Here is a 24,650-nt window from a genome sequence, read left to right as displayed (position 1 = left end):
GGTAGTCTGGCGGCCATGAGCATCGTGAAGATCAACGCCCTGACCGTGCCCGAAGGCCAAGGTGAGGTTGTCGAGCAGCGCTTCACCCAGCGCAAGCACGCGGTCGACGCCTCCCCCGGTTTTGAAGGCTTCCAACTGCTGCGCCCCGTCGCCGGCGATGACCGCTACTTTGTGGTCACCTGGTGGAAGGACGAGGAGTCCTACGCCAACTGGCGCGACAATGAGGCCCCCGCCACCCACGGCCATGACAAGCCCGAAGGCGAGCGCCCCGCCCCCGCGGCCACCAAGGCCCAGCTGTTGGAGTTCGAGGTGGTGCTGGACTCGCGCGAGTAGCCCGGCCAGAAAGCCTGTGAACAACAAAACGGCCACCGCGACCCGAGTTGCGGTGGCCGTTTCCTGTGCGGGCCTGCCACTGGTGACGCTGGTGGCTAGCGGCGTTTGCGCAGCGCCAGGTATAAGACCCACAGGCTCAGCACAGCGCTAGAGATCAGCGAGCGGACGCCGTACGAGTAGGCCCCATCGATGTGGTTGACCGGGACGGTATCTGGGCCACCCGGCGTGTGGGCGTAGAGGTGCATCATGTAGACGTTGTTCGCCGCGGCCGTGGTGAAGATGATCCACGCCGCAAGCAGAATTAGCGTGATGGTGATGATGTTGACGCGCGTCATCGCTGAGACCTTGAGGTTGTTTCCCCACCGGGCGCATGAGTGCAGGCCCCGTGACCTGTCCGTGGCGTATCCGCGGTGTGTTTTTTCTGCATGACTACTGGTCCTTGCGCAGGGACAGGAAGAGTGTCCACACGCCCAACAGTGCACTGCTGATGATGGCACAGATGCCGTACTTGTAGGCCCCATCGATGTGGTTGAGCGGGATGGTATCTGGGTTACCCGGCGTGTGCGCGTAGGTGTGCAGCAGGTACACGTTGTTCGCCGTGGCGGCGGTGAAAATGATCCAGGCCGCAACGAGGATGAGCGAGATGGTGATCAGCTGAGTGCGTGACATTGGTCCATCCTTGCGTCTGTTGTTGGCGTACAGATTCAGAGTCCCCCACCGGGGGCCTCACCGGGTTCTTGTTCCGGGGCCTCCCACACCGAGGGGCGCAGTGCAGCCTATGGTAATCCGCATACAGCTTTTGTGCATGGTTGCCGTCGTGCCGGGGTGCCCACGCCCCGCCGCCAGGTCCGTGTGGTGGACGCCTAGCCCATCTTCTCCGAGCCGAGGATGGCAAATTGCAGCACGCTGACCATCCACAGCATGGCGTAGGGCACCAGCACCCAGAACACGCCCATCCAGGCGCGCCAGCGGGTGTAGCGCTGCAGCTTGATCACCATCATGACCCCGCAGCCGATCGCCCCGAAGGTGGGCAGGGCGCAGGATCCCAGGGCCCACCAGATTTCCGCCGTGCGGGAGCACAGCCACGTGTTGGCGCCGGTTTCGCACAGCGGTCCGCCGATCATGCGGCACAGGGCGGCTAGCAGGGCGGAGATGATCGGGGATCCCAGGAGCACGATGCCCAGCCACCACAATGCTTGCCGGGTGGAGGCCTTGTTGCGGGCGAGCTGAACCTCGGGGTCGGTGGCGTCGGCAAGCTCTTCGAGGCTGTGCGGCTCGGGGGGTCGCTTGTTGTAAAAGTCGGCGTCGTCGTGGAGGTCGTTTTCGGGGTGTTCTGGGGGCGTGGGAGTAGTCACAGTTGTGGAAGCCTAGCGGGGGCGTAGGGAGATGTCAGGAAGCTGCGCGTCGGCCGGGGTGGACACGGCGTGGACGATCGCCCCGGCGACCGTGGCCACCGACAGGTAGCGCTCCGGGGTGAACTTCTCGCCCAGGTCTGCAACCAGGCGGCGCTGCATGTCGGTGTTGATGCGCCCCGGATAGACGGAGGTCACCCGGATGTCGGGTTCCTCGGCGCGCAGGGCGTCGGCCCAGGCCCGTGCCGCATGCTTGGCGGCGGAGTAGCCGGACCAGCGCGGATGGGAGTGCAGGCCGGCACCGGAGTTGACGTAGATGACGTGCCCGCCGGCCAGGCGAAGCCGCGGCAGCAGCTGGGCGGTCAGCTCCATGGGGGCCAGAAGATTAACGGCCAGGGATTCTTCGACCTGCCCGCGGGTCAGCTCGGCGGTGGTGCCAATGGGGCACACCCCGGCGCAGTGGATGAGCGCATCAACCCGGTCGGGCAACCCCAGGGACTCCAGGTCCGCCCGCACGGTGCCCAACGGTTGGGCGAAGTCTGCCTGCCACCAGGTGGCCGGCAGGTCGGCGTCGGCGGCGCCTTCGGTGCGGAATTGTGCGAAGACGAGCCAACCGGCGTCGATAAGCCGGGCGGTGACATCGCGGCCGACGCCGCCGCTCGCTCCGGTGACCACTGCTACGGGCATGGGATTCTCCTTCTTACTGTCGTCCTCGAATATCGGGTGTTCAGGGCGTGGGATAGACGATGACCGGGACCGGGACATGGGGCAAAAACTCGGTGGCCTCCGTGCCCACGAAGACGCGCTGAAACGGCCCAACAGGTGTAGAACCCAGGCACAGCACGTCCCCCTTCTTCCACTTCAACGCCTCAACCGCGCCCTCCCAGCCATCGCCGGTAGCCACCGTGGACTCCAGCTCCATGTCCGGAAACTGGCCGGCCACGTAGTCGCGGGCCCGGTCGAGCATGGCCAGGGAGTGCTCCCGCCAGTCATCGAAAAGCTCCTGGCCCAGCTCAAAGGCATCCCCGCCCGGCTTATCCGCAATGCCAGACGGAGAAAACGCCACGATGCGCAAACCCAAACCCCACGCGTGGGCGCGCTGCGCCGCAGCCAACAACGCCGGATCCCGCTCATCATGATCCGGGTTGAGATAAGCAAACGTCACCCGCCGCACCCCACGCTTGGCCACCTTCAAACCCCGCGGCGCCAACGCCACCGGCTGCGTGGACGAATGCAGCAGCGCATCCGCGGCCGTGCTGGCCAAGATGTGGCCCTTCGGCGCCGCGGCCTGAGACCCCAACACAATAAGGTCAGCACCAAACTTCTCCGCCGCGCCCGCCAACAACTGATGCTCCGAAGGGCCATCAACGAACGCGGAAACCGACTCATCCCAACACTGCTCAGGCAACTCCGCCGCACGCAACGCCTTCTGCACCGCAGCGCGGCACGCATGCGCCTGCTGGGTATACCACTTGCGATACTTCCCACCGAGCTTCTTCAACGACGTCGCCGGCCACGGGCGCACAAAAGTGGTGGCCACCCGCACGCGCGCCGGGGCGGTACGCGCCAGCCAAGCCGCGTACTCCAAGGCGTCGCGCCGCTCCCCAGGGCGCCAAGCGACCAGGAGGCGCGCAGGATCCGACCACTCAGGTGGTGTGGGCTGGGCCGGCGCGGGCTGCGGGTTGGTCACTGTGCGGGGGCCTCCTGGGCCGGGGCTTCCTGCTGGGCCGGGGTCTCCTGCGCGGTGCGTGCGGTGGAGGTGCGCGCGTGTGCGCTGCGCTTCTTTGCCTCCGATTCGAGTTCGGCGGCGAAGGCGTCATCGTAGGCGTCGGCCAGGGCGGTGATGATCTCGGTGACCTTGTCGGCGTATTTCAGCAGCTCAGGGTCCAGCGTCTTGAGCATTTGGGTGACGTAGCGGTCCCGCTCCTCGCCGACTCGCGCGAGCTCGCGCTCCCCTAGCTTGGTCAGCTTCACGCGGATGCCGCGTTTGTCGCTCTTGTCCCGAATGCGCGCCACCAGGCCGCGCTCCTCGAGCTGGTGAAGCGCGTTGGAGGCGGTGGGCAGCCGGATGCCTTCCTCGTGGGCGAGCTCGCTGATGCGCGGCGCCCCGCGTTCCTGCATCCGGGACATCAGGGACAGCTGGGAGCCCGTCAGGTCAGACTGGGCGGCGATCCGAAAATACAGTACATAGAGCCTAGTCAGGGACGGGCGAATCCTTTTAGCTAGCTCCTCAGGTGAAGGCGCGGTCATGCCACTAGCATAGTCATCGCTGTCCACCGCGTGACCGCCCTCCCGCTGGGCGGGTACCCACGCTTATCGACGCCCCCGTACCCCGCCCCGCGCACCCCGCGCACCGCAGCCCGGGGGTTGCTTTGCCGCCGGCCCTGGGGGTGCGGTGCCGTGCGTGACGCGGCGCGCGGTGCGCCGGGGCGGCGTCGATACGCGGCACGGCCGGCGCGCGGCTGGCTGCTATTCGAACATGTCGTAACCTGCCGCGGAAACTGAATTCTGACCTGCGGAAATGCGGGGCCGAAAAAATCGGTGAAGACATCGCGCGCGGTACGTGCGGCACAGGCGACATGCGGCGCGGTGCTGCGGTTGTGGCCGGGTGCTGCGGCTGTTGCGGCGGCAGTTTATTCGAACATGTCGTAACCTGCCGTGGAAACTAAATTCTGACCTGCGGAAACGCCGAGCCGAAAAAATCCGTGAAGACATCGCCCGCAGTATGTGCGGCATAAGCAACATCCCGGGCGGTGCTGCGGCGTGTGGAAGCGGCGTGGTGTTGGTTGGCTCGTGCCTAGGCCGCGCGAAGGCGGCCGCTGGTCGGGCTATCATCGGTCGGATGATCGTCTACAGCCAGGAGGTTAGCCACGAACTGCGCCGCAGGGACCTCCTGCGCCGGTACCGGGCGGGACAGGTGTCCCGCGAGGAGGTCTGCGACGCGGAGTTTATCCTCGTGGCCGCCAGCGATTTTCACGGCTCCCCCGCCCCGCGGCCCTGCCCCGTGTGTGGTTCTCAACGCCTGCGTTGGATGCGCTGGATACATGGCGATGCGCTGGGGAAACGCTCCGGCAGTGCACGGACGGAAGAAGAAATTGCGACTATCGTTGCCACACGCGGCCCCCTCACCGTGCACCGAGTAGAAGTCTGCCCCGACTGCCGATGGAACTTCCTTCTCAGCTCCGCCACGGCTAGCATCGCCGCCGCAGAATAGCCACAGTAGTAGGACAACCTGCGCCAAGGTCTGCCACGTGTTAGACCTGGGGCGCAAGAGCAAGGTAATCTGCACCTGAATGGCTCTGTTCGGGTGTGCCTGTCAAACGGGCACGCGCGGAGGGCAGCCACAGTGCAGGATGGTCAATCACATGATGGGGACAGTTGGTGTCTACAAACGACGAAGTCAACCCGAACGACGCAACGGCGGTTTCGGCGGGTACGCCTGATGATGCCCCACGCACTAAGCGGCGCAAGCGCCCGGTGTTGTGGACCTTCCTCACGCTGCTTGCCTTAGCTATCATCGGGCCGATTCTCGGCTTCATGGTCGCCTACCTTATGGCGGATGTGCCCGAGCCGGACCAGCTGGCCACCAAGCAGGTGTCCACTATTTATGCCTCGGATTCCAGCACGGAGTTGGCGCGCATCGTCCCTCCGGACGGTAACCGCCAGCAGGTCCCCTTTGACCAGATCCCGGAGTCCCTGGCCAACGCCGTGCTCGCGGCCGAGGACCGCGAGTTCTGGACCAACCCCGGATTCTCCATCACCGGTTTTGGCCGGGCCGTCATCGGCCAGCTGACCGGTAACTCTTCTGCGGGTGGCGGTTCGACCATCACCCAGCAGTACGTCAAGAACGTGCTGGTGGGCAATGAGCACTCCATCGACCGCAAGGTCCGTGAGCTGGTCTACTCCACCAAGATGGCTAATGAGTGGTCCAAGGAAGACGTCCTTGCCGCCTACCTCAACACTGTCTACTTTGGCCGCAACGCCTACGGCGTGGAATCGGCCGCTAATGCTTACTTTGGCAAGCCCGCCCGTGACCTGACTCCGGAGGAAGGCGCCGTGTTGGCCGCCGCGATCCAGCGGCCCAGCCAGCTGGATCCCTGGGTTAACCGGGCGGAGTCGGAGGCGCGCTGGAATTACGTGCTCGACGGCATGGTGGATACGGGCAAGCTCAGCCCTGAGGAGCGTGCTCACGCCGTCTACCCGGAGACCGTGGACCCCTCCTCATACAGCGCCTACACCGAGGCGTCGGGCACCAACGGCATGATCAAGAACCAGGTCATGGCCGAGCTGGATAGCCTGGGCATCACGGAGACGGACGTGACCACCCGCGGGTTGAAGATCACCTCGACCATCGATAACCAGGCCCAGGAGGCCACGGTCAACGCCGTGCACAACAACGTCGCCGGCGAGCGCGACAACGTGCGTACCGCGGCCGTGTCCGTGGAGCCGGCCAGCGGCGCCGTGCGCGCCTACTACGGCGGTGAGGACGCCGCCGGCTGGGACTACGCCAACGCCGCCCTGCAGACCGGATCGACGTTCAAGATTTTCGGCCTGGCCGCCGCCTTGCAGCAGGGCATCCCCCTGACCACCGGGTACTCCTCGGCGCCGGTGACCCTGCCTGGCGGGATCACAGTGACCAACGTCGCTGGCTTTGATTGCGGTTTCTGTTCCATCCGCGACGCGCTGAAGTATTCCCACAACACCAGCTTCATCCGTTTGCAGCAGGACCTGACCAACACCACCCAGGACACGGCGGACATGGCCCACGCCCTGGGCATCGCCAAGTCGCTGCCGGGCCTTCCGGAAACGCTGACGGAAAACGGCGCCCAGCCCTTCGAGGGCATCGTCTTGGGCCAGTACCAGTCCCGCCCCCTCGACATGGCGGTGGCCGTGGCCACGCTGACTAACCATGGCGTGTGGCACCAGACCCACTTCGTGCAGAAGATCGAGGATGTCAACGGCGAGGTGCTCTATGAGCACAAGGACAATGAGGGCGAGCGTCGCGTCAACGCCACCGTGGCCGATAACGTCATCGACGCCATGCAGCCCATCGCCGCCTACTCCAACGGGCACGTCTTGGCCGGAGGCCGCCCCTCCGCCTCCAAGACGGGTACCACCCAGCTGGGCGACACCGGCTACAACAAGGACGCCTGGATGGTGGGCTCCACCCCGCAGCTGGCCACCGCGGTGTGGGTCGGCTCGGATGACAACTCTCCCCTGCTTAACGCCTGGGGCGGCCTGATGTATGGTTCGGGCCTGCCCTCTGACATTTGGAAGGCCATCCTGGATGGCGCCTTGCAGGGCAAGGACTTTGAGCAGTTCTCCCCCGCTGGGCCCGTGACCTGGGGCACCGGCAGCTATGGCGGGGGTTATGTGCCGCCGGCCGCCACCCAGCCGGCTCCCCGCCAGGAGGCGGAGCAAAACGCGGTGGGTGGTGCGAACCCCAACGCGCCGAAGCCTGCGGAGACCGGCCGGCCGGCTAACCAGGCTCCCGCGGAGCAGCCGGGCGCGCCGGCGCCCGCCCCGGCGCCTGCTCCTGCCCCGGCACCGGAGATTCCGGCGCCGGCGGATCCGGGCGGCAATGAGATGGTGCAGATCCTTCCGGATGTGGAGGTCCCTGGGGACGTCATGATCGTCAATTAGCCCCCAGACCTCCGGCCGCCTGGCGGCCGCTGCCCGCTCGCGCACCGCGCCGGTGCGCGCACTACACCCACCAGAGGAGAGTCCCGCCCCATGGCTGAGTCGTCCGGCTCTACTGCCCCGTCAGTGTCGTCGCCCACCCTACCCATGGGCCACCCGCAGTTGCGGGTCTCGCCCGCGCGCACCGAGCCGGTGGCTCGGGGTTTCATCGAGGCCATTGGTGGGCCGCTGGGCCGTTTCGCGGTGGTGGGCTCCCAGCGCTGGTGGACTCCGCTGCGCGTGTTGCTGTTGGCGGCGTTGACCACTTTGTCTTTCGGCTACCTGGCCAAGGCGAACTGCCTGGTCAGTACCGCCAAGTCGAGCGGCGCGGTGTTGAATTGGTCTGGCAATCGGCAGTACATGTCTGCCTGCTACAACGACATCACGCCGCTGTTTCATGGCCGCGGCCTGGATCAGGGGGGAAACCCGTACGCGTTTTCGTGGGTCAGTGATGGGGCGACTCGCTACATGGAGTACCCGGCCCTGGCTGGGCTGTTTCAGGGCGCGGTGGCCTGGATCTCCCGCGTGACGTACCCGCTGGTTGATGCGCTGCCGCACGTGGTGATCGCCGACGGCGTGTGGTACTTCATGCTCACCGCCCTGGTGATGTCGTTGATGTGGCTGGCCACGATCCGCATCGTGGTGGAGCTGACGGGCAACCGGGTGTGGGATGTGGTCCTCATCGCGGCCTCCCCGGTGGTGATTGTGCACGCTTTTACCAACTGGGATATTCCGCCGGTGTTCCTGCTGGCGCTGGGCATGCTGGCGGTCAAGCGGGGCCACCCGCTGCGCGCCGGGATGTGGTTCGGCCTGGGCGCGGCTTTCAAGATGTTCCCCCTGTTTGCGTTGGGGGCGTATGCGGTGCTGGCGGTGCGCAGCCGCAAGTGGCGCGGCTTCCTGCTCATGTGCCTGACCACCGCGGCGTCGTGGGCCGTGGTCAACGTGCCCATCGCGGTGGCCTACCCGCAGGCGTGGCGCGAGTTCCTCCGCCTCAACAGCGATCGCACCGGCTCCTGGAACTCCATCTACCAGGTCATTCACCGCACTTTTGGGGTGATTCCTGGGGTGGAGACGCTCAATTCCTTGACCTTCATCCTCTTCGCGGCGTCCTGCATAGCGGTGGGGGTCTTGGGGCTTATGGCTTATCGACGCCCCCGCGTCGCCGAGCTCATCTTCCTCATCCTCGCCGCGTTCCTGCTGTTCAATAAGGTGTGGTCCCCGCAGTATTCCCTGTGGCTGGTGGTCCCCGCCGTGCTGGCCGTGCCCCGGTGGCGTCTGCTGCTGGTGTGGATGGCCACGGAGATGCTTGTCTACCCGGCGACCATGATGTTCATTGGCGCGGATAAGCAAGATAAGATCCCGGCGTGGTTGCTCGACAGCGTGGTCACCGTTCGCGACGGCCTGGTCATCGCGCTCATGGTCATCGTGGTGGCGCAGATCCTGGGCCGGGTGCCGGACAAGGTCTACGATGCGCACGGTGGTGCGGATCCGCTGGCGGGGCTGTTCGGACAACAGGACTCTGCGTGGTGGTGGCGGCTGCGGGGGCGTCGACAAGCACCCACGACACAGGCGGACGCGCAGGTGGACGCGCAGGTTGCGGAAGCGGAGCCGGCGCGATGATGACGGCATCTGTGTGGTGGACGATCGCCAGTGTTTTCCTCGGCTTTGCGGCGTTTACCGGGGCTTTTGTCTCCTTCCGGATGCGCTGGCCGGTGGCGCTGACCGCGGTGCTCGGGGCGATCGCGTTCGTGTGTGTCACGGTGGTGCCGCTCATCGTCGCGGTGTTCGTCGCCTCCACCCCGGCCTGAAGGATTGTTTCAGCAGGCCCAATAGGGTATCTTGGAAAAGTTGCTTGACGCAACGACCCTCCTGCCATGCCTCATGATGGGGCGTGGCCGACACTATTTCAATTACTAGACCATAGGAGGTGATGAGGTCCGTGCGTCACTACGAAATCATGATCATCCTGGATCCGTCCCAGGATGCGCGCACCGCAGCCCCGTCCCTGGAGAAGTTCCTTGACGTGGTCCGCAAGGAAAAGGGCACCGTCGAGAAGGTAGATGTCTGGGGCAAGCGCCACCTGGCCTACCCGATCGAAAAGAAGGAAGAGGGCGTCTACGTGGTGGTGAACCTCGAATGCGAGGCAGACACCGTCAAGGAAGTCGACCGCCTTCTCAACCTCAACGACAACATTCTGCGTACCAAGGTTCTGCGCACCGACAAGTAACCGTGGATACTGGGCGGTACAGACCCTTTAGGCCCGGACCCGGCGCACCAACGCCACCCCGGCCAGCAGGGGGGACCTGACCAACCAGTACGGGATCGGTGTGGGGGACACAACCCGGCGGCAGTATGCCGCCACCCCAACCCGGACCACCACAGCGAGCAGAAAGGCAGCACCTTCAAGCCATGGCAATGGGAGACACCACAATCACGGTCGTTGGCAACTGCGTCAACGACCCCGAGCTGCGCTACACCCCCTCGGGTGCGGCGGTAGCAAATTTCCGTATCGCCTCAACCCCCCGCCGGTTTAACTCTCAAGAAAACCGCTGGGAGGACGGCGAGGCGCTGTTTTTGACCTGCAACGTGTGGCGGCAGGCCGCGGAGAATGTCGCAGAATCCCTGACCAAGGGCATGCGCATCATCGTGACCGGCCGGCTGCGCCAACGCTCCTACCAAAACCGTGAAGGCGAGAACCGTACCGTCTATGAGATCGAGGTCGATGACCTCGGGCCCTCACTGCGCTACGCCTCAGCCCAGGTCAACCGCAACCCCCGCGAAGGCGGGCAGGGCGGCGGCTTCGGTGGCGGATCGGGGAACCGCGGCGGCCAATCCGGGCAGTCCCAGCCCAACCAGAACCAAGGCGGCTTTGGTGGCGGGCAGTCCCAAGCCCCCAGCCAGCACAATAACCACGGCGGTTTCGGCGGCGGCCAATCCCAGGGGCCCGACAATGACCCCTGGAACTCCGCTCCCCCGGCCGGCGGTTTCGGCGCGGGCGACGACGAACCCCCCTTCTGATCCCACGCGCATCTCATGCGCGAACCACGCACCAGGCAGAACTTCTTCAAAGACAACGAAAGGCAGGGATCATGAAGCTGATCCTCACCGCTGCCGTTGACAACCTCGGTGTCGCAGGCGACATCGTGGAGGTCAAAGACGGCTACGGACGAAACTTGCTGCTTCCCCGCGGCCTGGCCATCGTGGCCACCCGCGGCGCCGAGAAGCAGATCGAGGGCATCAAGCGTGCCCAGCAGGCCCGCGAGATCCGCGACCTGGACCACGCGCACGAGGTGCGCCAGCAGCTCGACGCCCTCACCGGTGTGACCATCTCTATGCGCACCTCTGAGAAGGGCAAGCTCTTCGGCTCCGTGAAGGCCGATGACATTGTCGCCGCGATCGCCAAGGCTGGCGGTCCCAAGGTGGACAAGCGCTCCGTGGAGCTGCCCAAGGGCCTGGTCAAGTCGACCGGCAAGTACCGCGTCAAGGTTCAGCTGCACAAGGACGTTGCAGCGAATGTGGACTTTGAGGTCGTCTCCGCGTAAAGCCCCGCTTTACGTCACAGACGGCGGCCGCGCGCCTTAAAGCACAAGGCGCCAGCGGCCACAACGACAACAGCACAACAGCGGCCTCTGCCCTACCGAGCCGTGTCGGCGCCCCGCGCCCGCGCAGCTTACGTGAGGGACAGGGGCCGTTGTTGCGTCCGGATGCCGCGTGCGCAGGCAGCGGTCCGCGGACAGCCATCCACTGAGCAGCCGTCCACTGAGCGGCCTTCGCACCCCCGCTATCCAGGCCACTGTGGACAGCTGGGGATGGCTGTGGACAACTGTGAATAACTGTGGATAACTGGGGATAAGTTCGCCCCGCCCGCCCAGTGGTAGGGCTGCTGCTGCCCGCACTACGCACCGTCTGTGCCGGTCATGGCGTTGCGCGGTCCGGTAGTGCCCTGGGAACATACAGCGCATACGTGGATCCACTGGCTGTGGTCGCGGTATGCCCCTGACCTGCATGGATAATAGATTTGTGTGGACCCCCGCGCCGCCGGTAGCATGGCGCCCGAATCGCCCGTCCGGAGCCGGGGTGGACCTTTTTGCCCCGGTAATGGGCCGAAAGGGGACACACCCACCACGTTATCCACAGGGCTTGTGGATAACCGCGCCGCGCACGGGGCCGGAGAGGGCCTGGGGACAGGTCCGCACGGCCTATTCCCCTGGGGCACCCGCGGCGGGCCGCTCGGCCTGTCGCTTCGCCGCGGCCGGGACAGACCTGTCGCGGTACAGCCCGAAGTCGCGGCGCCCCCGCAACCCGAATCACCATCGCAATAACAAACACATGGAGTAAGTGTGACCGCTAAGCCTGCAAGCACGCCGCTGGAAGAGTACGCGCTGCTGTCCGACCAACACACCGCTGCCCTGGTCTCCCGGCACGGGTCCATCGACTGGCTGTGCCTGCCGCGGTTTGACTCGGGGGCGCTGTTTTCCGCGATTCTGGGCCACAAGGCTGATGGCCGCTGGAAGCTATCCTGCCCCGGCGGTACAGTAACGGCCCGGCGTTACGTGGGAAATACCTTCATCCTGGAGACCCAGTGGTCCACCCCCACAGGCACAGCGCGGGTGCTGGATTTCATGACCCCCAACAATGGGGAGGCGGATCTCATCCGCCGCGTGGAATGCCTCAGCGGCACTGTTGAGGTGCGCCAGGAGATGCGCATCCGCTTCCACTACGGGCAGGTGCGTCCGTGGCTGCGCCCGCTGGAGCCGAGTGAGGGCGCTGCGCACAGTGGCTTGGTGTGCACGGGCGGCCCGGATGGGATCGTGCTCTACGGCCCGGGCCTGGAGTATGACGATTCTTTGGCGGACCCGGAGGAGGATCCTTCCGGCGGCGTCTTTGATCAGCTGTCTGGCACGACCACGCTGCACGCCGGGGAGCGGGCGGATTGGTCCCTGACGTGGTTTAAGCCGTGGGAGTCGATCCCGGATCCCATCAACTGCGATGAGGCCCTGGCGGAGGCGGAGGACTTCTGGGGTGATTGGGTGGAGCTTCTCGACGTCGGCGGCCCCGATCAGCATCCCTTCGTGGAGCGGTCCCTGCTGGTGCTGCGCGCGCTGACGGACAATGAGACGGGCGGCATTGTGGCGGCCCCGACGGCGTCGTTACCCGAGGACTTCGGCGGCACCCGCAACTGGGACTACCGCTACACCTGGTTGCGTGATGCCTCCCTGACGGTGCAGGTGATGGTGGACCATGGCCTGATCAAGGGGGCGACCGGATGGCGTAACTGGCTGCTGCGGGCGGTGGCGGGCGACCCGTCGAAACTGCAGATCATGTACGGGCTGGATGGGCGTCGAGAGCTTCCCGAGCGGGAGTTGACGCACCTGGCCGGCTATGAGGGCTCCCGCCCGGTGCGGGTGGGCAACGGTGCCGCGGCGCAGTACCAGGCCGATGTGGTCGGCGAGGTGATGCTCGCGCTGGCGGCGCTGCGCGATGCCGGCTACGCGGACACGCCCTACACGTGGGGCCTCCAGGAGCAGCTGCTGGCCTACTGCATGGAGCACGTTGAGCAGCGCGATCATGGCATCTGGGAGATGCGCGGGGAGCGCCACTACTTCACGCACGGTCGGGTGATGATGTGGGCGGCGTTTAATGAGGGCATCCGCGCGGTAGAGGAGCACGGCTACTGCGGTGACGTGGAGGTGTGGCGGGAGTACCGGGAGCGCCTGCACGCGGAGATCTGGGAGCGCGGCTTCAACCGGGAGCTGAACTGTTTCACCCAGACCTACGGGTCCACCGAGGTAGATGCGTCCCTGCTGCAGCTGCCCCAGACGGGGTTCGTTGCCGCTGATGATCCGGCGATGCTGGGCACGGTGGCGCGCATCGAGCGCGACCTGGTTGCCGGGGACGGGTTGGTTTACCGCTACCGCACCCAGAAGGGCATCGACGGCCTGGAGGGCGACGAGTACCCGTTTGTCATGTGCGCCTTTTGGCTGGCGGAGCAGTACGCGGCGTCCGGGCGGCTGGCTGATGCGCAGCGCACCTTCGACGCCCTGTGTGGCTTCGCCTCGGATCTGGGCCTGCTGGCCGAGGAGTATGACCCGGCCACCGGCCGGATGGCGGGCAATTACCCGCAGGCGTTTTCCCATCTTGCCCTCATCAGGGCGGCGGATGCGATCGCCCGGGCCTCCGAAAAGCCGCAGGCTGTGGATAGCTAGGAGTTGTCCCCACCCCACCCCCGCCTGCCTGCAGGATGCCTAGCAGCGGTGGGAGCGGGGGCTAGGATCTAAAGGGCGCGTGGGTTGCGTGCGCGAGCTGGAGGAAGGGGCGCAGGAGGCACGATGAGTACCGGCATCTCTGGGGTCAGTTTTGATGATGATGGCTACGTGCCGCCGCCGGAGGCCCCAGAGGACCCGGGCGAGTACGCCGGTCGGGGGTCGAACCGGGGTGCGGCGAGCCCGGGTTTCCGTCAGCCTCCGCACGATCGGGAGGCGGAGCAGGGCGTACTCGGCGCCATGCTGCTGAGCCCCACGACGGTGCTGGACATCATTGAGATTCTTACCCCGGATGACTTCTATCACCCCGCCCACACGCTGATTTACCGGGCCATCATCGATCTGTTTGCGGAAAGCAAGGAGATCGACCCGGTCATCGTCGCCGCGCGCCTGGAGCGCAGCAACGAGCTGGACCGGGTGGGCGGCCCGCCGTATCTGCACACGCTCATCGCCTCGGTTCCTACCGCCGCGAATGCCCGCTATTACGCGGAAATCGTGGAGGAAAAGGCGACGTTGCGCAGGCTTGTCGACGCCGGCACGCGCGTGGTGCAGCTGGGCTATGAAGGTGCTGAGGGCGCTGAAGTAGATGCCGTGGTGGACATGGCCCAGCAGGAAGTCTTTGCCATCAACCGGGACAAGTCCGCCGAAGACTATGAGGTCCTGGCCGATATCCTGCAGCCCACCCTCGATGAGATAGACATGATCTCTTCGCACGGCGGCCTGGCTCAAGGCGTGCCCACGGGGTTTATTGACCTCGATAGCCTCACGCAGGGCCTGCACGGCGGGCAGATGATCATCGTGGCGGCGCGCCCCGGCGTGGGCAAGTCCACGCTGGCGCTGGACTTTGTGCGTTCCTGCTCCATCAAGCATGACAAGGCCTCGGTGATCTTCTCTCTGGAAATGTCCAAGACGGAGATCACCATGCGGCTGCTGTCCGCAGAGACAGAGATCAGGCTGTCTGACATGCGCTCCGGGAAGATGGATGACGCGGAGTGGGAAAAGCTGGCTAACCGGGTGGGCCAGATCTCTGAGGCGCCGCTGTTCATTGACGATTCCTCCAACATGACGATGATGGACATTCGCGCCAAGGCCCGCCGCCTCAAGCAGAAGCATGACTTGCAGCTCATCGTGGTGGACTACCTGCAGCTGATGACCTCCGGCAAGCGGGTGGAGTCGCGCCAGCAGGAGGTTTCTGAGTTCTCCCGCTCGCTGAAGCTGTTGGCCAAGGAGCTGGATGTGCCGCTGGTGGCGATCTCTCAGCTCAACCGTGGGCCGGAAGCGCGCACGGATAAGCGCCCGCAGCTGGCGGACCTGCGCGAGTCGGGTTCGCTGGAGCAGGATGCGGACATGGTCATGCTGTTGTATCGGCCGGATTCGCAGGACCGGGACAATGAGCGCGCCGGTGAGGCGGACATCATTTTGGCCAAGCACCGTGGCGGGCCCATCGATACCGTGACGGTGGCCCATCAGCTGAAATATTCCCGGTTTGTGGATATGGCGCGCGGGTAGCTACCTGCATCGCCGAAGGAGATAGCGATACATCTGCGATAGAGATAGCGATACAAGCGTTTACCTGGCGGAATAATACTATTCCCCACCCTAGTTTGCGCAACGATATATCGCTACTATATCGTTGGTAGCATCACGCGCGATGGGATCAGCCCGCCGCGCACGAGAACAGAAAGTGATGCCACCATGGAAAGCTTCAACGATTGGCCCGCAGACTTCTCCGGGCCCTTCCACCGCTCCGGGCCGGGGGGCTCCGGTCCCCACGCCCGCCGCGGAATGCGCCGGGGCGGCCCCGGCCACAATCCCGGCCACAATCACAATCACAATCACGGTCACGGCCCCGGACCCGACAACAGCCCCGCCCAGGGCGGCTGGGGTTGGGATCCGCGTTTCGGGTCCGCCCCCACGCCGGGCTTCGGCCCCGAGGCGGGCCCCCACCCGGGTCCCCATGCCCACCCCCAGGGCCGCCGACATGGCCATCCGCACCCGCATCCGCATTCTCGCCGTCGTGGCCGCGGGCGTGGCGGGCGCGCCGGGCGCGGAGATTTGCGCGCGGTGATTGTCACGTTGCTGGCGCAGGAGCCGATGCACGGCTACCAGTTGATTACGCAGATCAAGGAGCGCACGGGCGGTAATTGGGTCCCGAGCCCGGGGACCGTCTACCCCACGTTGAGCATGCTGGAGGATGAGGGCATGATCACCATCTCGGCTGAGGGTGGGCGCAAGATGGCCACGCTGACCGACGAGGGCCGCCAGCTCGCCGAGGACAATAGTGCGCAGTGGTCGCAGATCCTGGATGCCTACGCGCAGCCGGAGGATGCACACCAGCCGGCAGGGCCGGCGGGCCCGCCGTGGGCACAAGGTCCGGCACAGGGCCCGGCGCAGGACCCGCAGGTTCCGGAGCAGCTGCGCGCGGCTTTCGTGGAGCTGGGCAAGCTGGGCCACCTGGTGCAGGCTCTCGATGAGGCGCAGCTGGAGCAAGCCGTCGCGGTGCTGCGCGAGGCGCAGGAGCGCCTTAAGCAGCTGTAGCGGCCGCGCCCGTGCCTGTGGTGCCGCGGAAGGTGCGCAGGCGCAGGGAGTTGCTGACCACAAAGACGGAGGATGCTGCCATGGCGATTCCGGCGAACATGGGGTTGAGCAGGCCGGCCGCGGCGACGGGGATGAGTGCCACGTTGTAGGCGAAGGCCCAGAACAGGTTGCCGCGGATGGTGCGCAGGGTGCGTCGGGAAAGGGCGATGGCGTCGCCGGCGCAGCGCAGGTCATTGTGCATGAGGGTGATGTCGCTGGCCTCGATGGCCACGTCGGATCCGGCGCCCATGGCGAGGCCGAGGTCGGCGGCGGCGAGGGCTGCGGCGTCGTTGACTCCGTCGCCGATCATGGCGACGCGTTTGCCTTGGTCTTGTAGGGCGGTGATGTGGGCGACTTTGCTTTCGGGGGTGGCTTGCGCGATGACGTGGCTGGGGTCGATTCCTACGTGTGCGGCGACGCTGCGGGCTGCGCCGGGGTTGTCGCCGGTGAGCAGGTAGGGTTCGAGCCCCAGTGCGCGCAGGGTGTCGACTCCGGCGCGAGAGGTGTCTTTGACGGTGTCGCTGATGGTCAGCAGGGCGGCGTCGGCGGCGTCGATACGCAGCAGGACGGCGGTTTCGCCGCGGTCGGTGGCGGCGCGCAGGGCGGGGTGGTCCCAGTCGGCGGGGGGTCGGGTGACGCTGATGTCGTGGCCGTCGACGGTGGCGCGAACGCCCTGGCCGGCGGTGGCGCTGAAGGCGGTGGCTTCCAGCAGGGGGGCGCCGGCGTCGGTGGCGGTGTCGGTGGCTGCGGTGACGATGGCCCGGCCGATGGGGTGTTCGCTGCCCTGTTCGGCTGCGGCGGCGAGGGCGAGCAGGTCGGTGGGGGCGGGGGCGTCGATAAGCGGGGTGATGCCGGTGAGTTCCATGACGCCGGTGGTGATGGTGCCGGTTTTGTCCATGACGACCGTGTTGGCGCGCCGGGTCGATTCGAGGACTTCGGGCCCGCGGATGACCAGGCCTAACTGGGCGCCGCGGCCGGTGCCCACCAGTAGCGCGGTGGGGGTGGCCAGGCCGAGGGCGCAGGGGCAGGCGATGATGAGCACGGCGACGGCGGCGGCGAAGGCGTCGGCGGTGGCGGATCCGGCCCACAGGTGGGCGCCGAGGGTGGCGGCGGCGATGAGCATGACTGCGGGGACGAAGTATTGGGAGATGCGGTCGGCGAGCCGCTGGACGGGCGCTTTGCCGGCCTGCGCGGCGGTGACTAGCCGGCCTAGCTGGGCGAGCGTGGTGGCCTCCCCGATGCGATCGATGCGCACGAGCAGCCGCCCGGAGGTGTTGAGGGTGGCGCCGGTGACGGTGGCGCCGGGGCTGACGTCGACGGGCACGGATTCGCCGGTGAGCAGCGATTCATCTATCGCCGAGTGGCCGTCGGTGACGGTGCCGTCGGAGGGGATCTTCTCCCCGGGGCGCACCACGGCGATGTCTCCGACCTCCAGCTGCCCGATGGGCACCCGCACCTCCCGATCAGCCCGGATGACGCTGGCCTCCTTGGCGCCGAGGTCCAAAAGGGCGCGCAGGGCGGCCGAGGAGCGGGACTTGGCGCGCCGCTCAAACCACCGCCCAAGCAGCAGGAACGTGATCACCACGGCCACGGATTCGAGGTAAATCTCATCCATCCCGGCCGCGGCGTGGGCGGACAGGGACATGTGCATGACCATCCCCGGCTCGCCGGCATTGCCCCAAAACAGCGCGACGCAGGACCACACGTAGGCGGCGGTCGTGCCCAGGGAAATGAGCGTGTCCATGGTGAACGCGCCGTGGCGCAGGTTGATCGCCGCCGCCCGGTGGAACGGCCAGCCGCCCCAGAAGAACACCGGCGAGGCCAGCGCGAAGACCAGCCACTGCCAGTGCCTGAATTGGAGGGCGGGGATCATGGAGATCACCAGCACGGGGGCGGCCAGCAGCGCGCACACGATCAGCCGCTGGGTCAGCGGGTCCGCATGCTGCTTATCGACGCCCCCCGTCCCCGCGCTTGGCGCATCCGCTGCGGTGGTGGCGGTCCCTGCGGCCGCAGGCTCGGACGGCCCGGCCAGTGCGTAGGCGTCGTAGCCGGTGGCACGGACGACGTCGATAAGCGCACCCGCATCCGGCCCGTCGGGGCTCGGGGCGACGGTGATGTCTGCGGTCTCGGTGGCAAAGTTGACCGTCGCGGTGACGCCGTCGAGCTTGTTGAGCTTGCGCTCCACGCGTGCCGAACAGGAGGTGCAGGTCATGCCGGTAACCCCGAGTTGGATGTGCTGGGGTTGCGCGTCGGTGCGTGCGTCGGTGCGTGCGTCGGTGCGCGCGTTGTGAGGCGCGGCCTGCGGGTCCTGCGGGTGGTCTAGCGCGGTGCTCATAACGCCACAGTCTATACCCCCAGGGGGTATCTGACAAGGCCCGATGCCCCGCGAGTGCGCCGCGCGGGACCCCGCCGGGAATACCGCGCTACCGTGGACGGTTGGTGCTTGGCGGAAGGGCTATGGGCCCGCCGCGCCCCAGCGGACACCACAAAGCCTGGGGCGGCACATGTCACGAATACAAAAGCAATAGCTAGTAGCACGACCGACGAAGACACACGACGCAACACGATTGGAGCACCACATGGCCACCATTGATGTCACGGATGAGACCTTCGAGCAGACCGTGAGCGGACAGGGCATCGTCCTCGTGGACGCCTGGGCCAGCTGGTGCGGCCCCTGCCGCGCCTTCGCCCCCACCTACGACAAGGCCTCTGAACAGCACACCGACGTCACCTTTGCCAAGCTGGATACCGAGGCCAACCAGGCGGTCTCTGCCGCCCTGGAAATCCAGGCGATCCCCACGCTCATGGCCTTCCGCGACGGCATCATGGTCTTCCGCGACGCCGGCGCACTGCCGCCCGCCGCCCTCGACGACCTGATCAACCAGGTCAAGAACCTGGACATGGATGAGGTCCGCCGCCAGGTAGACCAGGCCAACGCGGATGCGGATGCCGCCGCCGAGGCCAGCGAATAAGCCACCGGTTCCTCCCTGCTTCCACGCCCCACCCCGCCGGCACTGCGCCGCGCCGGGGTGGGGCGTGCGTGCATGTGCCCGGCGCACCGTCACAATTGGCCGTAGAGTAGCCGGTGAGACAGGCGCGGTGCAGCCCCTGCCCGCCCCCACGCGATCTTTAAGGAAGCGAGCGTTCGCCATGGCTAATCCCTTCTCCAAAGGCTGGAAGTACCTGATGTCTTCCCTGGACACCAAGATCGATGAGAACGCCGATCCCTTGGTGCAAATCCAGCAGGCCACCGAGGCCGCCAAGAAGCAGCACCAGGAGATCACCGAGCAGGCAGCCAAGATCATCGGCAACGGCCACCAGCTGGAGATGAAGCTCGACCGCCTCCTCAAGGAGCAGGACAAGCTCCAGGACCAGGCCCGCCAGGCCCTCACCCTTGCGGACAAGGCGGCAGCGCAGGGAGACGCGGCCACATCCACGCAGTACACCAACACCGCGGAAGTGCTTGCCAGCCAGCTGGTGGCCGTAGACCAGGAGATCGCGGACACCACCACCGCGCACCAGCAGGCCAAGCAGGCGGCCGAGGCAGCCCAGCGCAAGCAGCAGGAGTCGGAGGCCCGGCTCAAGGAACAGCTGGGCCAGATTGACCAGCTGCGCTCCCAGGTCAGCCAGACCAAGATGCAGGAGGCCTCCAATCAGGCACTGGACTCCCTGTCGGTTGCCGATGACTCCGTGCCCACCCTCGATGGCGTGCGGGAGAAGATCGAGCGCCGCTATGCCACGGCGCTCGGCGCCCAGGAGCTCACGGAAAACTCCGTGGGCTCACGCATGGCAGAGATCGCCACGGCGGGCCGCGACCTGAAGGCCGCCTCCCGGTTGGAGGAGATCCGCGCCCAGATGCGTGGCGAGGCCGGTGGTGAGCTCACCTCCGGGCAGGCGCGCGCAGTAGAGGCACCGAAGGACGCCGCCCCCGAGGAGCCGGCCGAGGCGGATGTAATTACCGACGCCCCGCAGGCCGATGCCCCGCGTTCCGACGCCGCCCAGGACGCGGAGACGCCAGAAAAGTAAGGGCCCGCCCGCTGCCCCCCGCCCCCTGCTCCTTTCCCGGAGCGGGGGGGGGTTAGTCGCGGTTGCGGATGTTGATGAGCACCCCGCGGATTCCGGCGTGGAACCCGTCGCGCAGGTTGACGCGCTGCGTCTCAGACAGCGTGTACTCGTGGAGGGTCTCGCAGGCGAATTGCAGCAGCGGCCGGTCCACGTCCGGGGGTAGCCCGCCGCCGGAGAGCAGATGGGCCTGGTCGCGCTGTTCGGTGGTGGCGGCGTTCTCGTACCACCAGGTGGCGTACTGTTGCCCGACGTCATAGGGGGTTTGGTAGCCGGCTGAGGCCCACACCTCGTTGGGCAGCGGCACGTAGCGGGAGCGCAGGCGTCGCTTCGGGGCCATCATGGACGGCTTGGGGGCGGGGCGGTTGCCCCGGCCGGAGGCCTTGTGGCCAGTCTTGGTGCGGTGCGTCGGCGCGGTGGCCAGGTCTTCGATGTCCTCGAAGTCGTCGGCGTCGGCGGGGGAATCGCCGATGCTGCGGGCGGTTTCTGGCTTGCGCGACCCGGCGCCGGCCTGGTCAAGGTGCTCGGTGCGGGTGGCTTCCTGTTGCGCCTGGGCGCGGGAGTCCTGGGCGCTGGTCGCCGGCGCGCTGGAGGCGGAGGGGGCTGGGCTTTCGGCGTCGTCGGCGGTGGGGGTGCGTAGCGCCTCGGGTTCGGAGGCGGCTGGGGCGTCGGACGTGCCGGGTGTTGCGGGGGCTGCGCTCGCGGTGTCGGCTGCGGTGGGCGCCTCGGTGGAGGCCGCGGTCTCGGGGGCGTCGTGAGTCTGTGTTGACTGTGCGTCCTCGGTGGCGCGCTGGTCGGCGTGGGGGTTGCCCCCCTGGCCGGGGCCAGCGTGATTGCCATGGCCGCCATGCGTGCCGGTCTTGCTGTAGCCGTAGGTGGCGTTTTCGGGGATGAGCGCGCGGCCGGGTTCCTCCGGCGGCTCGGTATCGCCGAGGGGTTTGTTGCGAATGATGGGCGGCAGCGGCCCTTCGAGGATTTCTAGCTGCATGGAGTCGGCGAAGTCTTCGCGCGGGTCGAGGATGGTGGTGGTGTCACAGGCGTGGCGTAGCGCGGAGGACATGGAGTCCCAGCCGAAGCCGTAGAGATGGACGCGCGCCCCGGCCTTGGTTGCTTCGTCCACGCCGGGGATCATGTCCGCGTCGCCGGAGACGAGCACCATGTCGGAGCACTGGTGTTGGCAGGCGGAGATGACCATGTCCGCCACGAGTCGGGTGTCCACGGCCTTTTGTGTGCGCCGCTCGCCCCATTCGATGAGCTGGCCTGCGCGCAGTTGGACGCCGTCGCAGGTGCGTAGCGCGCGTTGGTAGCGGTGGGGGCCGGAATCGGGGATCCCGTCGTACCAGAGCTGTCGGTGAATCGGCTGGTCAAGCTGGTTTTCGATCATCGATCCAAGGACCGAGACCACTTCGGGCAGGTCGATCTCTAATTGGGCGCGTGCGCCGGTCTCCCAGCTGTTATAAAAGCTCGCTAGCAAGTAGGAGGTGTCTACAAATACCAATGTTCGTTCAAGCATGGCTACTAATTCCGTTCGTCTAATACGCGTTGAGTGCGTTGCTAGTCCAGGATGCATCATCCACTACGCTCGCGTCGATGTTGGCGCGAACGTGCAGGTCAGCGCCTTGCTTATCGACGCCCCCGGCGCACCCCCGCGCGCATTGTGTCGGGTGGCCACGCCCAGAGAACGCCCAGCAGCGTTGACTTTGGGCCAGGCGGTTAGTTACATGAGTAACTAAGCAGCGAGCCTAGTGTGGGCCGTCCACACACCCCGGACAGGAAGAACCGCATGGATGAATCAGCCGCCCCGCTCTACCGGCAGATAGCCACCCTGGTGGAGGACTCGATCGTGGAAGGTGCCCTCAAGCCCGGCCAGCAGGCGCCGTCAACCACTGAGCTTGCCGCCTTCCATGAGATCAACCCCGCCACGGCGCGCCGCGGGTTGGCCTTGCTTGTCGATGCCGGGGTGGTGGCCAAACGCCGTGGGGTGGGCATGTTTGTCACCCCGGAGGCGCGCGAGATGATCCTGGCCCGGCGCCGTGCGGACTTCGCCGCGGCCTACGTCGCCCCGCTCATTGACGAGGCAGCGCGCCTGGATATTGACCGCAGCCGCCTGCACGACCTGGTGGAGCGAGTCGCCGAGAGTCGCGGTTTGTACTCGTGATTGCGGCGGGGTGTGGTGGTGGGAAAATGTGGTGTGAGCTGGGGGGTTGTGTTGTTGGTGGGGTGTGTGTAGATTAGTTCGAGTCAGCGCGACCGACAGCGCCCCCGCCAGTAGTTGGTGAGTGTGGCGATAGGAAAACAAGACGCTGGCCATCATTACTCCTTGTCTTTGCATTCCGGTTGTGCTGGTGTGTGGAGGGTTGTGGGTGTGTTGTGTGAGAACTCAATAGCGTACCAATGTACTTTTTTGATTTTGTTGTCATTGTTTCAGCTGGCTCTGCTTTGTATGGGTGGGGTTGGTTGGTGTGTGCCAGCGTGGTGTAACGGCCACGTTAAATAAGTGCCACAATTTGGTTGTGGTGGTTGTTGTTGGCTGGCAGTGATGATTGTTGTTTTGATTATTTTTCTTGTCAGTTTTTCTTTTTTGCTAGGTTTTGGCTTTTCACGAGCCTTTTGTGGAGAGTTTGATCCTGGCTCAGGACGAACGCTGGCGGCGTGCTTAACACATGCAAGTCGAACGGAAAGGCCTCCTGCTTGCAGGGGGTACTCGAGTGGCGAACGGGTGAGTAACACGTGGGTGATCTGCCCTTGACTTTGGGATAAGCCTGGGAAACTGGGTCTAATACCGGATAGGACCATCGTTTAGTGTCGGTGGTGGAAAGCTTTTGCGGTCAGGGATGAGCTCGCGGCCTATCAGCTTGTTGGTGGGGTAATGGCCTACCAAGGCGGCGACGGGTAGCCGGCCTGAGAGGGTGGACGGCCACATTGGGACTGAGATACGGCCCAGACTCCTACGGGAGGCAGCAGTGGGGAATATTGCACAATGGGCGCAAGCCTGATGCAGCGACGCCGCGTGGGGGATGACGGCCTTCGGGTTGTAAACTCCTTTCGCATGGGACGAAGCTTTTTGTGACGGTACCGTGAGAAGAAGCACCGGCTAACTACGTGCCAGCAGCCGCGGTAATACGTAGGGTGCGAGCGTTGTCCGGATTTACTGGGCGTAAAGAGCTCGTAGGTGGTTTGTCGCGTCGTCTGTGAAATTCCGGGGCTTAACTCCGGGCGTGCAGGCGATACGGGCATAACTTGAGTACTGTAGGGGTAACTGGAATTCCTGGTGTAGCGGTGGAATGCGCAGATATCAGGAGGAACACCGATGGCGAAGGCAGGTTACTGGGCAGTTACTGACGCTGAGGAGCGAAAGCATGGGTAGCGAACAGGATTAGATACCCTGGTAGTCCATGCCGTAAACGGTGGGCGCTAGGTGTGAGGGTCTTCCACGACTTTCGTGCCGTAGCTAACGCATTAAGCGCCCCGCCTGGGGAGTACGGCCGCAAGGCTAAAACTCAAAGGAATTGACGGGGGCCCGCACAAGCGGCGGAGCATGTGGATTAATTCGATGCAACGCGAAGAACCTTACCTGGGTTTGACATGCACTGGATCGGCGCAGAGATGTGTCTTCCCTTTGTGGTCGGTGTACAGGTGGTGCATGGTTGTCGTCAGCTCGTGTCGTGAGATGTTGGGTTAAGTCCCGCAACGAGCGCAACCCTTGTCTTATGTTGCCAGCACGTTGTGGTGGGGACTCATGAGAGACTGCCGGGGTTAACTCGGAGGAAGGTGGGGATGACGTCAAATCATCATGCCCCTTATGCCCAGGGCTTCACACATGCTACAATGGTCGGTACAGTAGGTTGCGAGACCGTGAGGTGGAGCTAATCCTTTTAAAGCCGGCCTTAGTTCGGATTGGGGTCTGCAACTCGACCCCATGAAGTCGGAGTCGCTAGTAATCGCAGATCAGCAACGCTGCGGTGAATACGTTCCCGGGCCTTGTACACACCGCCCGTCACGTCATGAAAGTTGGTAACACCCGAAGCCCATGGCCCAACCAGTTTTCTGGGGGGAGTGGTCGAAGGTGGGATCGGCGATTGGGACGAAGTCGTAACAAGGTAGCCGTACCGGAAGGTGCGGCTGGATCACCTCCTTTCTAAGGAGTTTTGTTTATTTATTTTGTTTTCTGGGTGGATCGCATGCCACGTCTGTGGGATGGTGATGGCAAAATCGTGTTGTATGTTGGTGCGTTGTTGGGTGTCTGGCATGGCATGCTTGTTGTGTGTGGTGTCGTTGATCGGCCAGTAGGCTGGCTGCCGTGTTTTCGTGGTGGTTGGTTGCAGGTTGATGGGTTGTGTGAGAACTGTATAGTGGACGCGAGCATCTTTATTCTTGTGTAAAT

The 24,650-nt window shown here is 65.4% G+C and carries 23 protein-coding genes and 1 rRNA gene; 16 read left to right on the top strand and 8 right to left on the bottom strand.

Translation table 11 applies throughout. The features are described from left to right. The first annotated feature begins 15 nt into the window (after positions 1–15). Positions 16–333: an antibiotic biosynthesis monooxygenase family protein gene (locus LH390_RS11210; protein ID WP_227281250.1), complete on the top strand. Its 318-nt coding sequence runs from the start codon at positions 16–18 to the stop codon at positions 331–333. 95 nt (positions 334–428) lie between these two features. Here LH390_RS11210 and LH390_RS11205 read toward each other — a convergent pair whose 3' ends face one another. The 6 genes from LH390_RS11205 to LH390_RS11180 form a co-directional block, all read right to left on the bottom strand. Next, positions 429–668, bottom strand: a complete 240-nt coding sequence (locus LH390_RS11205; protein WP_227281251.1) for a hypothetical protein — start codon at positions 666–668, stop codon at positions 429–431. 94 nt (positions 669–762) lie between these two features. Next, positions 763–1,002 (bottom strand): hypothetical protein, encoded by a 240-nt coding sequence (locus tag LH390_RS11200; protein ID WP_227281252.1) that lies wholly within the window; start codon positions 1,000–1,002, stop codon positions 763–765. A gap of 194 nt (positions 1,003–1,196) precedes the next feature. After that, the gene (locus LH390_RS11195) at positions 1,197–1,688 is read right to left on the bottom strand and encodes a hypothetical protein (RefSeq protein WP_227281253.1); all 492 of its coding nucleotides are present in this window, start codon (positions 1,686–1,688) and stop codon (positions 1,197–1,199) included. 12 nt (positions 1,689–1,700) lie between these two features. Then, positions 1,701–2,372, bottom strand: coding sequence for an SDR family oxidoreductase (locus LH390_RS11190; RefSeq protein WP_227281254.1), 672 nt, complete (start codon positions 2,370–2,372; stop codon positions 1,701–1,703). A 40-nt stretch (positions 2,373–2,412) separates the two neighbouring features. After that, on the bottom strand, positions 2,413–3,375 hold the full coding sequence (locus LH390_RS11185) for a universal stress protein (protein WP_227281255.1): 963 nt from the start codon (positions 3,373–3,375) through the stop codon (positions 2,413–2,415). Further along, a complete protein-coding gene (locus tag LH390_RS11180; RefSeq protein ID WP_346344287.1) occupies positions 3,372–3,935 on the bottom strand; it encodes a MarR family winged helix-turn-helix transcriptional regulator in 564 nt (187 codons plus the stop codon). The genes LH390_RS11185 and LH390_RS11180 overlap by 4 nt, the downstream gene beginning before the upstream one ends. Positions 3,936–4,527: 592 nt before the next feature. On the opposite strand from LH390_RS11180, the gene LH390_RS11175 reads away from it, so the two are divergent. The 10 genes from LH390_RS11175 to LH390_RS11130 all read left to right on the top strand — a co-directional run bounded on the left by LH390_RS11175 (position 4,528) and on the right by LH390_RS11130 (position 16,165). After that, entirely contained in the window at positions 4,528–4,899 is a 372-nt protein-coding gene (locus tag LH390_RS11175; RefSeq protein WP_227281256.1) for a DUF5318 family protein, read from the top strand. A gap of 167 nt (positions 4,900–5,066) precedes the next feature. Next, complete coding sequence (locus LH390_RS11170) at positions 5,067–7,328, top strand: transglycosylase domain-containing protein (RefSeq protein ID WP_399524984.1); 2,262 nt, start codon at positions 5,067–5,069, stop codon at positions 7,326–7,328. Positions 7,329–7,472: 144 nt separating this feature from the next. After that, complete coding sequence (locus tag LH390_RS11165; protein WP_227282685.1) at positions 7,473–8,984, top strand: glycosyltransferase family 87 protein; 1,512 nt, start codon at positions 7,473–7,475, stop codon at positions 8,982–8,984. Continuing rightward, positions 8,981–9,172 carry a hypothetical protein gene (locus LH390_RS11160; RefSeq protein ID WP_227281257.1) on the top strand — a complete coding sequence of 64 codons (192 nt, stop codon included), beginning with the start codon at positions 8,981–8,983 and terminating at the stop codon, positions 9,170–9,172. Before LH390_RS11165 ends, LH390_RS11160 begins: the two co-directional genes overlap by 4 nt. Positions 9,173–9,294: 122 nt before the next feature. After that, complete coding sequence (gene rpsF / locus LH390_RS11155; protein ID WP_227281258.1) at positions 9,295–9,591, top strand: 30S ribosomal protein S6; 297 nt, start codon at positions 9,295–9,297, stop codon at positions 9,589–9,591. A gap of 182 nt (positions 9,592–9,773) precedes the next feature. Further along, positions 9,774–10,382 (top strand): single-stranded DNA-binding protein, encoded by a 609-nt coding sequence (locus LH390_RS11150; RefSeq protein WP_227281259.1) that lies wholly within the window; start codon positions 9,774–9,776, stop codon positions 10,380–10,382. Positions 10,383–10,453: 71 nt separating this feature from the next. Next, entirely contained in the window at positions 10,454–10,906 is a 453-nt protein-coding gene (gene rplI, locus LH390_RS11145) for a 50S ribosomal protein L9 (protein ID WP_227281260.1), read from the top strand. Positions 10,907–11,704: 798 nt separating this feature from the next. Beyond that, positions 11,705–13,570 (top strand): glycoside hydrolase family 15 protein, encoded by a 1,866-nt coding sequence (locus LH390_RS11140; RefSeq protein ID WP_227281261.1) that lies wholly within the window; start codon positions 11,705–11,707, stop codon positions 13,568–13,570. A gap of 123 nt (positions 13,571–13,693) precedes the next feature. Continuing rightward, complete coding sequence (gene dnaB, locus LH390_RS11135) at positions 13,694–15,136, top strand: replicative DNA helicase (protein ID WP_227281262.1); 1,443 nt, start codon at positions 13,694–13,696, stop codon at positions 15,134–15,136. 186 nt (positions 15,137–15,322) lie between these two features. Then, positions 15,323–16,165 carry a PadR family transcriptional regulator gene (locus LH390_RS11130; protein ID WP_227288230.1) on the top strand — a complete coding sequence of 281 codons (843 nt, stop codon included), beginning with the start codon at positions 15,323–15,325 and terminating at the stop codon, positions 16,163–16,165. Here LH390_RS11130 and LH390_RS11125 read toward each other — a convergent pair. Continuing rightward, entirely contained in the window at positions 16,152–18,416 is a 2,265-nt protein-coding gene (locus LH390_RS11125; RefSeq protein ID WP_227282686.1) for a heavy metal translocating P-type ATPase, read from the bottom strand. The genes LH390_RS11130 and LH390_RS11125 overlap by 14 nt on opposite strands. A 367-nt stretch (positions 18,417–18,783) precedes the next feature. Here LH390_RS11125 and trxA point away from each other — a divergent pair, with 367 nt between their 5' ends. Further along, a complete protein-coding gene (gene trxA, locus LH390_RS11120; protein ID WP_227281264.1) occupies positions 18,784–19,176 on the top strand; it encodes a thioredoxin in 393 nt (130 codons plus the stop codon). Between the two features lie 178 nt (positions 19,177–19,354). After that, positions 19,355–20,230, top strand: a complete 876-nt coding sequence (locus LH390_RS11115) for a PspA/IM30 family protein (RefSeq protein WP_227281265.1) — start codon at positions 19,355–19,357, stop codon at positions 20,228–20,230. A gap of 52 nt (positions 20,231–20,282) precedes the next feature. Here LH390_RS11115 and LH390_RS11110 read toward each other — a convergent pair whose 3' ends face one another. After that, on the bottom strand, positions 20,283–21,779 hold the full coding sequence (locus LH390_RS11110) for an NYN domain-containing protein (protein ID WP_227281266.1): 1,497 nt from the start codon (positions 21,777–21,779) through the stop codon (positions 20,283–20,285). A 270-nt stretch (positions 21,780–22,049) separates the two neighbouring features. Between LH390_RS11110 and LH390_RS11105 the strand changes: the two genes are divergently transcribed. The 3 genes from LH390_RS11105 to LH390_RS11095 all read left to right on the top strand — a co-directional run bounded on the left by LH390_RS11105 (position 22,050) and on the right by LH390_RS11095 (position 24,648). After that, positions 22,050–22,424, top strand: coding sequence for a GntR family transcriptional regulator (locus tag LH390_RS11105; protein WP_227281267.1), 375 nt, complete (start codon positions 22,050–22,052; stop codon positions 22,422–22,424). A gap of 451 nt (positions 22,425–22,875) precedes the next feature. Next, positions 22,876–24,404: ribosomal RNA gene (locus LH390_RS11100) — 16S ribosomal RNA — on the top strand. 10 nt (positions 24,405–24,414) lie between these two features. Further along, a complete protein-coding gene (locus tag LH390_RS11095) occupies positions 24,415–24,648 on the top strand; it encodes a hypothetical protein (protein WP_227288208.1) in 234 nt (77 codons plus the stop codon). Positions 24,649–24,650: the final 2 nt, after the last annotated feature.

Origin of the sequence: Corynebacterium uberis (genome assembly GCF_020616335.1) — a bacterium.
In the GTDB taxonomy this organism is placed as follows: domain Bacteria; phylum Actinomycetota; class Actinomycetes; order Mycobacteriales; family Mycobacteriaceae; genus Corynebacterium; species Corynebacterium uberis.
This window is presented reverse-complemented; position numbering and strand designations above follow the sequence as displayed.

Excerpts from the sequence above, each read along its gene's own strand:
- LH390_RS11210 (WP_227281250.1), top strand. The coding sequence starts at position 16 with ATGAGCATCGTGAAGATCAACGCCCTGACCGTGCCCGAAGGCCAAGGT.
- LH390_RS11205 (WP_227281251.1), bottom strand. The coding sequence starts at position 668 with ATGACGCGCGTCAACATCATCACCATCACGCTAATTCTGCTTGCGGCG.
- LH390_RS11200 (WP_227281252.1), bottom strand. The coding sequence starts at position 1,002 with ATGTCACGCACTCAGCTGATCACCATCTCGCTCATCCTCGTTGCGGCC.
- LH390_RS11190 (WP_227281254.1), bottom strand. The coding sequence starts at position 2,372 with ATGCCCGTAGCAGTGGTCACCGGAGCGAGCGGCGGCGTCGGCCGCGAT.
- LH390_RS11180 (WP_346344287.1), bottom strand. The coding sequence starts at position 3,935 with ATGACCGCGCCTTCACCTGAGGAGCTAGCTAAAAGGATTCGCCCGTCC.
- LH390_RS11175 (WP_227281256.1), top strand. The coding sequence starts at position 4,528 with ATGATCGTCTACAGCCAGGAGGTTAGCCACGAACTGCGCCGCAGGGAC.
- LH390_RS11165 (WP_227282685.1), top strand. The coding sequence starts at position 7,473 with ATGGGCCACCCGCAGTTGCGGGTCTCGCCCGCGCGCACCGAGCCGGTG.
- LH390_RS11160 (WP_227281257.1), top strand. The coding sequence starts at position 8,981 with ATGATGACGGCATCTGTGTGGTGGACGATCGCCAGTGTTTTCCTCGGC.
- rpsF (WP_227281258.1), top strand. The coding sequence starts at position 9,295 with ATGAGGTCCGTGCGTCACTACGAAATCATGATCATCCTGGATCCGTCC.
- LH390_RS11150 (WP_227281259.1), top strand. The coding sequence starts at position 9,774 with ATGGCAATGGGAGACACCACAATCACGGTCGTTGGCAACTGCGTCAAC.
- rplI (WP_227281260.1), top strand. The coding sequence starts at position 10,454 with ATGAAGCTGATCCTCACCGCTGCCGTTGACAACCTCGGTGTCGCAGGC.
- dnaB (WP_227281262.1), top strand. The coding sequence starts at position 13,694 with ATGAGTACCGGCATCTCTGGGGTCAGTTTTGATGATGATGGCTACGTG.
- LH390_RS11130 (WP_227288230.1), top strand. The coding sequence starts at position 15,323 with ATGGAAAGCTTCAACGATTGGCCCGCAGACTTCTCCGGGCCCTTCCAC.
- LH390_RS11125 (WP_227282686.1), bottom strand. The coding sequence starts at position 18,416 with ATGACCTGCACCTCCTGTTCGGCACGCGTGGAGCGCAAGCTCAACAAG.
- trxA (WP_227281264.1), top strand. The coding sequence starts at position 18,784 with ATGGCCACCATTGATGTCACGGATGAGACCTTCGAGCAGACCGTGAGC.
- LH390_RS11115 (WP_227281265.1), top strand. The coding sequence starts at position 19,355 with ATGGCTAATCCCTTCTCCAAAGGCTGGAAGTACCTGATGTCTTCCCTG.
- LH390_RS11110 (WP_227281266.1), bottom strand. The coding sequence starts at position 21,779 with ATGCTTGAACGAACATTGGTATTTGTAGACACCTCCTACTTGCTAGCG.
- LH390_RS11105 (WP_227281267.1), top strand. The coding sequence starts at position 22,050 with ATGGATGAATCAGCCGCCCCGCTCTACCGGCAGATAGCCACCCTGGTG.